The sequence below is a fragment of the Natrinema sp. DC36 genome (genome assembly GCF_020405225.1).
GTDB lineage: Archaea > Halobacteriota > Halobacteria > Halobacteriales > Natrialbaceae > Natrinema.
The window spans coordinates 3,354,895-3,367,319 of the sequence record NZ_CP084472.1; the positions used below are offsets into that span (position 1 = coordinate 3,354,895).

Here is a 12,425-nt window from a genome sequence, read left to right on the forward strand (position 1 = left end):
CTGCGGTGATCGAAAGCTATGGCCGAGACCGTTGACGACCGACTCGAACCGTCCGATTCGCCCTGTGAGATCGACTGTTACTGCCGACTCGACGGGTTAATGGAACTGCTCAGCCGTCGGTACGCGATGCAGCTGATCTGCGTCGTCGGCGCGATCGGACCGGCGCGGTACGGCGAGATCGAGGACGCGTTTGACGACGTGAGCAGTTCGACGCTCTCGAGCCGGCTCGACGAGCTGGTCGACGCCGGCTACCTCGACCGGGAGCAGTACGCCGAGATTCCCCCGCGCGTCGAGTACGACCTCACCGACGACGGCGACGAACTCTGCCGGCGACTCCAGCCGCTCCTCGAGTGGGCCGCCGACGGGGAACGGTAGACTCCGCTATAGTAGCCGCTGAAACGATTCACATACTGATCGCAACGCAGTCGTGCGATCAGGTGTGCAGTGACTTTCAGTGGCTACTATAGTATCCCGCGTGGCCAGTTGCACACCGGTAACAGTTTCACCCTCTGTGACATACGTTCGCATATGTCGATCGAGCAGGTGTTCGCGCAGCTTCCGGCCCCCGATTCGCACACGTTTCCCGACTACTCGCTCCCGCGCGGCGAGCCGGTCATGCCGATTGCAGTTACCCGAGACGAGCTCTCGCGGACGCTCGCGCTGTACGAGACGTTTCAGGCCGTCGACCCGACCGGGTGGGACTCGAACTCGGTTCTCGAGGCGGCGACGACGTACATGCAACGGACGTTCGGGTTCCCCCAGTATCGGCCGGACGAGCAGTTGCAGGACGATATCGCGGCGATGCTCAACGACTTTTCGGACGATCTGGGCGGCCGATCGCTGGGCGTCGTCGACGCGACGCCCGATCATCATCGGACGCTGTACTTCTTCCTCGTCAGTTGTCGCGGCTATTACGCTGCTCCACACGTTCGGTTCGACCCCGACGAGGCGGCGGTCGAGACGCTCTACGAACTCTACCGGCGGGTGACAGAACAGGATCTCTATGTCGAGCATCCGTCGTCGGCGTTCGACTGAGTCGGGTGATCGCCCGCAAGATCGTCGGTCTCGGAGGGGGAACTCCCAATTGTTTCGGTGTCGGATCCACACACCGGTATCCGTACTGAGAGATCGCTACCGGTTGTCGGGACTATCCCGTTAGGAACCCGCCCGGCGAGACCTGCGTCTCGGGACGGCCGTTCTCGCTCGTCTGGACGCCCGAGAACGCGGGCGAGTGTTCGATCGTTCGCTGTACCTTCGCGCCAGCTTTCGTGTGCGTTGCCAGAATGGCGAGTATCTTACTCATACACGAGTTAATAGTTGCGACAACCCTTTAAGCATTATTGCGATGATCGACCGTGTTGGATGATCGGCGCTCGAACTATTAGTGAACGACTCTCACAGTTGCGTTGCGTCTCGAGACTCGTCGCCGAACGGCCGATAGAACCGTTCGGAGACACGAATCTCGAGCGGGTCCCGGCCGTCACCGATGCAGGTGACAGGCCGCCAGATGCTCCCCGTCGCCGTACTCGGCCTCGAGTTCGTACGCCGGCCGCTCGCGGGCGCAGATGCTCTGCTCGGCGAAGGACTCGAGCAACAGGTTTGTCGCCGCCGCCCATCGATCGTATTGGTCGTCACCATCGTCACCCGCTTCGCCTCCCCCGCTCCGTTCGCTATCAGTGGCGATGAGCTCGATTGCGTCACTAACGATCGCTCCTGCCTCGCCACGCGGGGGATTCCCGCCGAAGAACTCGGCCTCGATCCGGGCGGCCGGCATCGGTTCGAACGTTCGTCGCTTGACCGCCCGCATGAACGCTCGCGTCCGTTCCCACTCCCCGTCGGCCCAGTCGTACTCGTCGGGCGCGATCAGGCGCGGACAGCGCGTGCGGAACCGGCAGCCGGAGGGCGGATCGACCGGACTCGGCACCTCGCCCTCGAGCACGCCGCGCGCACCGTTCTCCCGCGGATCGGGGACGGGAATGGACTCGAGCAACGCGCGGGTGTAGGGATGCTGGGGGTTCTCGAACAGTTCCTCTTTCTCCGCCAACTCGACGATGTGGCCGAGGTACATCACCGCGACGCGGTCGGAGATGTGACGGATCACCGAGAGATCGTGGGCGATGAAGAGGAAGGTGAGGCCGAACTCCTCCTGGAGTTGCTCCATCGTGTTCAGCACCTGCGCCTGAATGGAGACGTCCAGCGCGGAGACGGGCTCGTCGCAGACGACGAAATCGGGGTCGACCGACAGCGCTCGCGCGAGGTTGATGCGCTGGCGCTGGCCGCCGGAGAACGCGTGGGGAAACCGGTTGTAGTGGCGCGGATCGAGCCCGACCTTCTCGAGGAGGTCCTTCGCCCGCGCTTCCCGCCCTTCGTCGTCCAACATGTCGTGGGCCCCCATCGGCTCCTCGATTATCTGGCCGACCTTCATCCGCGGGTCGAGCGAGGACTGGGGGTCCTGGAAGATCATCTGCATATCCGAACGCATCCGCCGGAGTTCCTCGCCGCCGAGGTCGGCCAGGTTCTCCCCCTTGAAGTAGATGTCTCCGTCGGTCGGCTCGAGCAGGCGCAAGACCGTCCGCCCGAGCGTGCTCTTGCCGCAGCCGGACTCGCCGACGAGCCCGAGCGTCTCTCCGGGCTGGATCTCGAGGGAGACGTCGTCGACCGCCTTCACGCGGTCCCGGTCGACGCTGATCGGCGGAAACTGGCTCGGATCGAACTGCACGCCCGCCAGCAGTCCCGACTCCTGTGCGAAGTACTTCGAGACGCCCTCGAGTTCGAGCAGCGCGTCGTCGCTGTCGTAGCCGCTCTCCTCGTCCATCCGAATGCCACTACTCACGGCCCTCACCTCCGCTCTCGTCGCTGGCCGGATTCGGTGCGATCGATTCCGGCTCGTCGACGTCTCCGGCTGCCGCCGTCCGATCGATCCCCGCTGCCCCCTCGAGCGGTCGGCTTTCGACGTAGCCGACGTCGAAGGCGTCGTATTTCACGCAGGCCGCCCGATGCGGTTCGCCGTCGGCGTCGTCGACGGTTTTTGCGTCGGGGTGGACCCGCTTGCACACCTCGCGGGCGTCGGGACAGCGCGGGTGGAACCGACAGCCCGACGGCGGATCGATCGCTTCGGGCATGACTCCCTCGATCGCCTCGAGTTCGCTCACAGTTCGATCGGGACGAGGGATCGAGTTCAGCAGTGCGTTCGTATAGGGGTGTTTCGTGTCGTAAAACAGCTCGTCGACCGGCGCTTGCTCGACGATCTCGCCGAGGTACATGACGTTCACTCGGTCGCAGATCTCGGCGACGACGCCGAGGTCGTGGGTGACCCAGAGGAAGCTCGTCCCGTACTTCGCTTGGAGGTCGTCGACGAGATCGATGATCTGTCCCTCGACGGTGACGTCCAGGGCCGTCGTCGGCTCGTCGGCGATGATGAGGCTCGGTTCGCAGGCCAGCGCCATCGCGATCAGCACGCGCTGGCGCATCCCCCCGGAGAACTGGTGGGGGTACTCCTCGTAGCGCTGTTCGGGGTCGGGGATGCCGACCTCCCGGAGCATGTCGATCGCCTCGGCTTTCGCCTCGTCTTCGGAAAGCCCGCGGTTGAGTTCGATGAACTCCCGCAGTTGGCCGCCGACGGTGAAGACGGGATTGAGCGACTCCATCGGATCCTGGAAGATCACCGCGATCTCGTTGCCCCGGATCCGGGTCCGGATCTCCTCGTTCGAGAGCATCTCGTCGCGCTCTCGACGCTCCCCGTCGGGCCCCTCTTCGAAGCCCACGATGGTCTCGCCCTTGTAGGTGATTTCGCCGCCGACGATCTCGCCGGGTCTCTCGACGAGCCGCAAGAGGCTCATCGAGGCGACCGATTTGCCGGCGCCGCTCTCGCCGACGAGGCCGACGATCTCGCCCTCGCGGATCTCGAAGGAGATGCCGTCGACGGCGCGTACTGTCCCTGCGTCCGTGAAGAACTGCGTCTCGAGGTTCTCGACGCGAAGTAGTGGTTCGGTGCTCATTGTCAGTCGTCAATCCGCGGGTCGAGGGCGTCCTGCAGGCCGTCGCCGAACAGGTTGAAGCCCATAATCGTGATCATAATCGCCAGTCCCGGCCAGATCGAGAGCCAGATGTTCGAGTGCATGTAGTTGTTGTGTGCGACGTTGAGCATCTGCCCCCAGTCCGGGGTCGGCGGCTGTGCGCCGTAGCCGAGGAAGGAGAGCCCGGCGACGATGAGGATCGTGACGCCGATCTGCAGCGTCGCGTACACCAGCACCGGCGCGAAACTGTTCGGAACGACGTGTCGCAGGATGATGTTTCGATCCTTGACGCCGGCCGCCTGCGCCGCCTCGATGTAGTCCATCTCGCGGATGCTCAGGACGCGGCTGCGGATGATGCGGGCGAAAACGGGGATGAAGGCGATGCCGACGCCGATCACCGCGTACCAGATGTTCGCGCCGCCGACGAACACGGTGAAGACGATGATGAGGATCAGCGGCGGGATCGCGTACACCGTCTCGACCAGCCGCATCAGGAGGTCGTCGACCTTGCCGCCGTAGTAGCCCGCGACGGCACCGATGAGCGTCCCGCCGGTGAGGCCGATGAACGTCGAGACCAGCCCGACGAACACCGACACCTGCGTGCCGTAGACGACTCTGGTGAAGTAGTCCCGACCGGCGGGGTCAGTGCCGAGCGGATACTCGGGCATGCCGCCCGCCGGCAGCGGGTTCCACGACTGCTCCGCGAGCGGGAAGTACGGAGGTACGTTCTGTTGTCCTTCGCCCGGCGGCGGGAGGTGCGTAGGGTGATCGAAGAACGGCAGTAGCTCCGCGAACGTGTAGTCCGATACCACTCCGAAGGTGAGCCGCGAGAGGTTACTGTCGACGAGGGCGTATACCGCGACGAACAACACGAACGCCACGATGTACAGTCCCCACCGGGCCGTCGTGTCCCGTTTGACCCGCGCGAGGGTGTACCGCCAGCCCACGCGGGTTTCGACCTCGTCTTCGGCCATCGATTCCGAACCGGCCTCGAATTCTGATTCGCCGATTGCCATGGTTACTCACTCTCCCCGTAGGTGACTCGCGGATCGATGTAGGCGTACGAGATGTCCGTGATGATGACGCCGATCACGAACAGGACGCCGAGCATCATGGTGACGCCCATCACGAGTTGGTAGTCGTTCTGCTGGATCGCGTCGATGAACAGTTTCCCCATCCCGTTGATGCTGAACACCTCCTCGATCAGAACTGCACCGCCAAGCGCCGTCGATAGGTTGAGGCCGACGAGGGTGATGATCGGGAGTTGAGCGACCTGGAAGGCGTGTTTTCGCAGGATCGTCCGTTCCGGTACGCCGTACGCACGCGCCAGCTTGACGTACTCGCCCTGCAGCGACTCGATCATCTGCGTGCGCTCGACGCGCATGATCGTCGCCATCTGTAACGTCCCGAGTGCGATCATCGGTAACAGCAGGTGTCTGATCGTCTGGTAGTACAACTCGAGATGGCCGTCGATACTCCGATAGGAACTCGGCGGTCGCCACGGATAGATGAGCCCGTTCGTGGGAAGTGGCAGTCCGGGTATCACCCGCAGTGGCCACGGTGCCAAGACGGCGAAGACGAGGATCAGCACGATCCCGATCCAGAACGACGGGGTGCTGACGCCGAAGAGGGCGACGATTCTGGAGACGTGATCGGTCGGTTCGTTCCGCCGGTCGGCGGCGATGATCCCGAGGGGAATCGCCGTGATGAGCGCGAACGCGTACGCGGAGAGGACCAGCAGGAGCGTCGGCCCGACCCGTTCCAGTATCAGGCCGGACACCGGCCGCCTGTAGTAAAAACTCTGCCCGAAATCGCCCTGTAGTAGCCCGGCCATATACGACAGGTAGCGCTCGTGTAGCGGCCTGTCGAGCCCGTACTGCCGTTCGATCGACCGGATCAGTTCCTCGTTGGTTTCCTGTCCCTGAAGCATGAGGCTGACGGGATCGCCCGGCCCCAGGTTCGCGAGCAGGAACGTGATGACGGAGATCCCGATCAGGACGGGGATCGACTGTAGCAGCCTGTATGTCGTGTATCTGAGTAGTTTCATCGGTCAGCGAATCGGTCGGTGTTCTCGTCGTTGTGGTCCGTACTCGGGCGGCGTCGGCGTTCGGTGCCGTCGGCGGACGAGCTCGACCGCCGCCGGACCGAACGCGGTCTCGCGCCGCGTTCACTCCATCGACACGTTCGTGTAGTCCGCGACGAGGGTCGGATTCCGCGTGACCTCCGGATGGGCCTGCAGACCTTGCACATAGTCGCGAGAGGCCATCGTATTGTCCTGCGTGAACGCGGGGAGCACGGGGAGTTGCTCGACGATTTCTCGGATAACCGGTTCGTAGACGTCGTACCGTTCCTCCTGGCCCGCCATGTTGCGCGCCCTGGCGATGTCGTCGTGGAAATCCTCACTTCCCTCGTAGTAGTGACCCTGATTGCCGTTTTCCCCGGTCTGACTCTCGTGGAACAGCGGATAGAGGTAGTAGTCGGGGTCGGGGCCGCCGGTCCAGCCCAGCAGGTACATGTGGTAGTCATCGGTGCTACCCGTGTGATACCTGTCGACCAGGGTCGCGAAGTCGAGCTGCTCGACCTCGGCACCGTAGCCGATCTCGTCGAGCCGAGTGGCGATCCGCTCGGCGAGTCGCGCCCGAAGTCCGGCCGGCGTGATGATCGTCGGCTCGAAGTCGTCGGGCGCGTGTTCGTCGAGAAGCGACTGCGCCCGATCGGGGTCGTATTCCGGCAACATGTCCTGATATTCGTCTTCCGGGAACCCCCAGACTTCGTTGACGACCGGCGGAACCGGACTGTACATCGGCGAGGTCACGTTCCCGGCGCTGGACTCGATGAAGTCCGACATCGAGAACGAGTGGGCGATCCCCCGTCGCACCTCGGGATTCGTCGTCGGCCCCTCGTTGCAGTTAAAGGCCATATACATAAACGTCGGACTCTCGGCAGAGTGGAGGTTCACCCCGTTCTCGTTCTCGAGGACGTCCCAGTCCGCGTTCGGAATGCCCGCGATGGCGTCGGTATCCTCCCCTCTGATGGCGGACACGCGGCCCGCATTGTCCTCGTGGGACTCGAAACGGACTCGCTCGAGGTTCGGCTCGAGGTCGTCCCAGTAGTCGTCCCACCGTTCGATCTCGACGTAATCGCTCCCGAGTTCGGCGAACTGGAACGGACCGGAGCCGACCGGGTCCGTGTTGAACGCTTCACGGTCGTCTGTGCGGACGCTCTCGGGCACGACCGTCACACCCATCGTCGCCAGTTCGAACGGGCCGTACGGCTCGTCGCCGAGGTCGACCTGCAGCTGGTAGTCGTCGATGACCTCGGTGCTCTCGATCATATTGTATTCCGCGGCGTTCTCGGTCTCCTCCTCGACCGGGGCGGTAAACGAGTGCGCCACGTCAGCGGCGGTCACGTCGTCGCCGTTGTGGAACTCGGCCGCCTCCTCGATCTCGAAGATATAGCGCGTTCCGTCGCGTTCGACGGTCGGTTCGCCAGTCGCGAGTTTCGGCTGCAGCTGGAGGCCCTCGTCGTACTCGTAGAGCCCGTCGAAGACGAGCTGAATCACCTGGAAACTGTACGCATCGTTCGAGACGACGGGATCGAACTGATCTTCCCGCGCTTGCTCCTGCGTGAAGAGGAACGTGTTGTCGTTTCCGTTGCCACTCCCACCGATGCACCCTGCGATCGCTGCCGCAGAAACGGCAGCTCCCGACGTGAGCAGCTGCCGTTTGGTAACCTTTGGCGTGTCTCGTGCCATACTGTGACAAGTGCCGGTACCCGACTATTATATCTTTTGGTGTCTGACGAATTATTCCGATATTATCCCATCATAAATCGCGAAAAAATACCATATCCTCCATAATTGGTGATCTATGTTCGGTTCTGATCGCTGTTTAACACATCTGGCCAGTAGATAGTCCCTACCGCTATTAGCAATACTATCGTAGACGCCTGCGCCCCTTTGCGTCGAGCACGAAAGCGGCCCCGTTTCGGAGTTCGTCGGATGTTCGATCCGTATCGTCCGTAACCGACCGGAGGGCTTTTTCTCCCGGCCGTCACAGTAGTCGCGTATGAACTATCGCGCCGTCGAGACCACGGACGAGTACGTCGCCCGCCTCGAGACGGGTGCCGACTGGCGGGCCGAGATCGAGTCGCTCGCGGACGCGGTCGACGCCGACGCCGGCTGGTTTAGCGCGCTCGGCGCGGTCCAGGACGCCGAACTCTGGTTTTACGATCAGGACGAGTGCGAGTACTATCCGATCGCGTTCGACGAACCGCTCGAGGTCGCCACCTGCGTCGGGAACGTATCCTGGTTAGACGACGAACGGTTCGCCCACACCCACGCGGTCCTCTCGGACGACGAGGGAACCGCCTACGCCGGCCACCTGAACGAGGCGACCGTCTGGGCCGGCGAGGTCCACCTGCGCGTCTTCGAGGAGCCCCTCGAGCGCGAGTACGACGAGACCACCGAACTGGACCTCTGGCTCTGAGATGCGCGGGGAAGACGAACGGTACTTTCAGGGGCTCGAGGACCAGCTCGAGGACGCCATCGATGTCGCCGAGCGGGCCAAGGAACGGGGCGGCGATCCGAAACCCGAGGTCGAGATCCCGGTCGCCAAGGACATGGCAGACCGCGTCGAGAACATCCTCGGGATCGACGGCGTCGCCGAACGCGTCCGCGAACTCGAGGGGCAGATGAGCAGGGAGGAGGCCGCCCTCGAACTCGCAGAGGACTTCGCCGAGGGACGCGTCGGTGACTACGAGACGAACGCCGGCAAGATCGAGGGGGCGGTCCGCACCGCGGTTGCGCTCCTGACGGAGGGTGTCGTCGCCGCACCCATCGAGGGGATCGACAGGGTCGAGATTCTCACTAACGACGACGGGACGGAGTTCGTCAACGTCTACTACGCCGGGCCGATTCGCTCCGCGGGCGGAACGGCGCAGGCCCTCTCGGTGCTCGTCGCCGACTACACGCGCGCACTCGTGGGCATCGAACAGTACGACGCCCGCCAGGAGGAGGTCGAACGCTACGCCGAGGAACTCGGCCTCTACGACAAGGAGACGGGACTGCAGTACTCCCCGAAAGACTCGGAGGCCAAATTCATCGCGAAGAACCTCCCGATCATGCTCGACGGGGAGGCGACCGGCGACGAGGAGGTCTCGGGCTTTCGCGACTTAGAGCGGGTCGACACCAACAGCGCCCGCGGCGGGATGTGTCTCGTTCTCGCCGAGGGGATCGCGCTGAAAGCGCCGAAGATCCAGCGCTACACCCGCAACCTCGACGAAGTCGACTGGCCGTGGCTGCAGGATCTCATCGACGGCAACTACTACGAAGATGACGGTGAGGGATCGGACGCCGCGGACGACGAACCCGGCGGTGAGGGCGACGAGGGCGCTGACGAGGAGTCGGCCGAGACCGACGCGAACGAACCGGACGACGGCGGCGACACTCCCGACGACTCGGAGGGGCCCCCGCGCGTGGAGACCTCAGAGAAGTTCCTTCGGGATCTGATCGCCGGCCGGCCGGTCTTCTCCCATCCGTGTGCGAAGGGGGGCTTTCGGCTGCGCTACGGTCGGGCGCGCAACCACGGCTTCGCGACCGCCGGCGTCCACCCCGCCGCGATGCACCTCGTCGACGACTTCCTCGCGACCGGTACCCAGATCAAGACCGAACGTCCCGGGAAGGCCGCCGGCGTCGTCCCCGTCGACTCGCTGGAGGGACCGACGGTCAAACTCGCCAACGGCGACGTCTGGCGGATCGACGACCCCGAGGACGCCCTCGAGATCAGAAACGGCGTCGAGGCGATCCTCGACCTCGGCGAGTACCTCGTCAACTACGGCGAGTTCGTCGAGAACAACCACCCGCTCGCCCCCGCCTCCTACACCTACGAGTGGTGGGTACAGGACCTCGCAGCCGCCGGCGCGAACGTACAGGCGCTCGAGGACGACCCCCGAATCGACCTCGAGTTCCCCGACGCCGGCGAAGCGCTGGAGTGGGCCGTCGAGTACGACGCGCCGCTCCATCCCGAGTACACCTACCTCTGGCACGACATCTCGGTCGACGCTTTCCGTACCCTCGCCGAGGCCGTCGCGGACGGCAGAGTCGAGGGCGACGCCGATGGTGACGCGACGCTCGTGCTCGAGTACACCGAACCCGTCCGGGAGGCGCTCGAGACGATCGTCTTCGAGCACCGCCAGCGCCCGGACGAGGACCGCCTCGAGATCGACGGCTGGCGGCCGTTCGTCCGCACGCTGGGTTGTGAGCCGCGACGGGCGGTCGCCGACGGTTCGGCGCTCGAGGCCGAATCCGGGAACGACGCGCAGGAGCCGATCGTCGACCTCGAGCGAACGTGGTCCGACGACGACCTCTCGGAACGAGCGCGAACGTGGGGCCACGAGACCGAGGGCGACAACGCCATCGAGGCGGTCAACGAAGTCGCTCCGTTCCGGGTCCGCGAGCGGGCCCCGACCCGGATCGGTAACCGGATGGGCCGGCCGGAGAAATCCGAGAGCCGCGATCTGAGCCCGGCGGTCCACACCCTGTTCCCGATCGGCGAGGCCGGCGGCACGCAGCGCAACGTCGCCGACGCCGCCAAACACGCCGAGACGATGTCGGACACCCCCGGCGTCGTCGACGTCCAGATCGGTCGCCAGCGCTGTGAGTCCTGCGGGACGGAGACGTTCAAGAACCGCTGTCCGGACTGCAACGCCCGCACGATGCCGGACTACCGCTGTTACGACTGCGACGTTCAGGTCGACCCCGACGAGGCCGGCCGCGTCGAGTGCCCCCGCTGCGAGCGCCAGGCGACCTGTGTGGACACCCGCGAGATCGATATCCACGAGGAGTACCGCGACGCCCTCGAGTCGGTCGGCGAGCGCGAGAACGCCTTCGAGATCCTCAAGGGCGTCAAGGGACTCTCCTCGCAGACCAAAGTCCCCGAACCGATCGAGAAGGGGATCCTGCGCGCGAAACACGACGTCTCCACGTTCAAGGACGGCACCGTCCGTTACGACATGACCGACCTGCCGGTGACGGCCGTCCGCGCGAGCGAACTCGACGTCGACGTCGGCCAGCTGCAGGCGCTGGACTACGAGGAGGACATCCACGGCGAACCGCTCACCCACGAGGACCAGCTGGTCGAACTCCGCGTGCAGGACATCGTCCTCTCGGACGGCGCAGCCGAGCACATGTTGCAAACCGCCGACTTCATCGACGACCTGCTCGAGCAGTACTACGGCCTCGAGCCCTACTACGAGTTCGAGGACCGTCAGGATCTCGTGGGGGAACTCGTCTTCGGGATGGCACCCCACACCTCCGCGGCGACTGTCGGAAGAGTGATTGGATTCACGAGCGCTGCCGTGGGATACGCTCATCCGTACTTCCACGCCGCAAAACGTCGCAATTGCGATGGTGACGAAGACTGCGTAATGCTGCTACTTGACGGACTGCTTAACTTCAGCAAGTCCTTCTTGCCGGACCAACGAGGGGGGAAGATGGACGCACCCCTCGTCATGTCCTCGAGAATCGACCCCTCCGAGATCGACGACGAGGCCCACAACATGGACGTCGTCAGGCAGTACCCCCGCGACTTTTACCTCGCCACCCTCGAGCAGGCGGACCCGGAGGACGTCGACGTCGAGATCGCCGAGGACACCCTCGGTACCGATACCGAGTACACCGGCTTCGACCACACGCACGACACCACCAACATCGCGATGGGCCCCGATCTTTCGGCGTACAAGACGCTGGGCTCGATGATGGACAAGATGGACGCCCAACTCGAGCTTTCGCGCAAGCTCGCGGCCGTCGACGAGACGGACGTCGCCGAGCGGGTCATCGAGTACCACTTCCTGCCGGATCTGATCGGGAACCTCCGGGCGTTCTCCCGGCAGGAAACCCGCTGTCTCGACTGCGGCGAGAAGTTCCGCCGGATGCCCCTGACCGGCGACTGCCGGGAGTGTGGCGGCCGCGTCAACCTCACCGTTCACAAGGGCTCGGTGAACAAGTACATGCAGACGGCCATCCAGGTCGCCGACGAGTACGACTGTCGCCCCTACACGAAACAGCGGTTAGAAGTGCTCGAGAAATCCCTCGAGAGCGTCTTCGAGAATGACAAAAATAAGCAGAGCGGGATCGAGGATTTCATGTAGCGAAATTTTACTCTGCGGTCTATCGCGCTGGCGGCTTCGCCGCACAGCGCGATGTCCCTCGGTAAAATTTCGATCAAAAGCACTCCTCCTTCCTCTCCGTTCGCGCTGCTCACTTCGAGTCAGTCGTCGGCCCGCTCGCTCACCCCGTCTCACGGCCTTCGGCCGTTCGACTGTTCGCGGCGCGTAGCGCCGCGCACGGCTTCGCTCGCGGTCGGTGTTCGGGCAACGGCCTGCCCTCCCCCGGGTCGTACGGCTCTCGCG

10 protein-coding genes are annotated in these 12,425 nt (G+C 64.2%); 4 read left to right on the forward strand and 6 right to left on the reverse strand.

All coding sequences use genetic code 11. The features are described from left to right. The first annotated feature begins 99 nt into the window (after positions 1–99). Both LDH74_RS17200 and LDH74_RS17205 read left to right on the forward strand, forming a co-directional pair. A complete protein-coding gene (locus LDH74_RS17200) occupies positions 100–375 on the forward strand; it encodes a helix-turn-helix domain-containing protein (RefSeq protein ID WP_345778562.1) in 276 nt (91 codons plus the stop codon). Positions 376–528: 153 nt separating this feature from the next. Next, on the forward strand, positions 529–1,035 hold the full coding sequence (locus tag LDH74_RS17205) for a hypothetical protein (RefSeq protein ID WP_226039917.1): 507 nt from the start codon (positions 529–531) through the stop codon (positions 1,033–1,035). A 112-nt stretch (positions 1,036–1,147) separates the two neighbouring features. Here the strand turns inward: LDH74_RS17205 and LDH74_RS17210 are convergent, their stop codons facing one another. The 6 genes from LDH74_RS17210 to LDH74_RS17235 form a co-directional block, all read right to left on the reverse strand. Next, positions 1,148–1,303, reverse strand: a complete 156-nt coding sequence (locus tag LDH74_RS17210; protein ID WP_226039918.1) for a hypothetical protein — start codon at positions 1,301–1,303, stop codon at positions 1,148–1,150. Positions 1,304–1,480: 177 nt separating this feature from the next. Beyond that, positions 1,481–2,815, reverse strand: a complete 1,335-nt coding sequence (locus tag LDH74_RS17215) for an oligopeptide/dipeptide ABC transporter ATP-binding protein (protein ID WP_226042552.1) — start codon at positions 2,813–2,815, stop codon at positions 1,481–1,483. Positions 2,816–2,825: 10 nt separating this feature from the next. Continuing rightward, on the reverse strand, positions 2,826–3,998 hold the full coding sequence (locus LDH74_RS17220) for an ABC transporter ATP-binding protein (protein WP_226039919.1): 1,173 nt from the start codon (positions 3,996–3,998) through the stop codon (positions 2,826–2,828). A 2-nt stretch (positions 3,999–4,000) separates the two neighbouring features. After that, on the reverse strand, positions 4,001–5,032 hold the full coding sequence (locus LDH74_RS17225; RefSeq protein ID WP_226039920.1) for an ABC transporter permease: 1,032 nt from the start codon (positions 5,030–5,032) through the stop codon (positions 4,001–4,003). Between the two features lie 2 nt (positions 5,033–5,034). Further along, positions 5,035–6,063 (reverse strand): ABC transporter permease, encoded by a 1,029-nt coding sequence (locus tag LDH74_RS17230; protein ID WP_226039921.1) that lies wholly within the window; start codon positions 6,061–6,063, stop codon positions 5,035–5,037. A 120-nt stretch (positions 6,064–6,183) separates the two neighbouring features. Next, a complete protein-coding gene (locus tag LDH74_RS17235; protein WP_226039922.1) occupies positions 6,184–7,770 on the reverse strand; it encodes an ABC transporter substrate-binding protein in 1,587 nt (528 codons plus the stop codon). Positions 7,771–8,083: 313 nt separating this feature from the next. Here LDH74_RS17235 and LDH74_RS17240 point away from each other — a divergent pair, with 313 nt between their 5' ends. Next, entirely contained in the window at positions 8,084–8,503 is a 420-nt protein-coding gene (locus tag LDH74_RS17240) for a PPC domain-containing DNA-binding protein (RefSeq protein ID WP_226039923.1), read from the forward strand. 1 nt (position 8,504) lies between these two features. Beyond that, the gene (locus LDH74_RS17245) at positions 8,505–12,164 is read left to right on the forward strand and encodes a DNA polymerase II large subunit (protein ID WP_226039924.1); all 3,660 of its coding nucleotides are present in this window, start codon (positions 8,505–8,507) and stop codon (positions 12,162–12,164) included. The last annotated feature ends 261 nt before the right edge of the window (positions 12,165–12,425 follow it).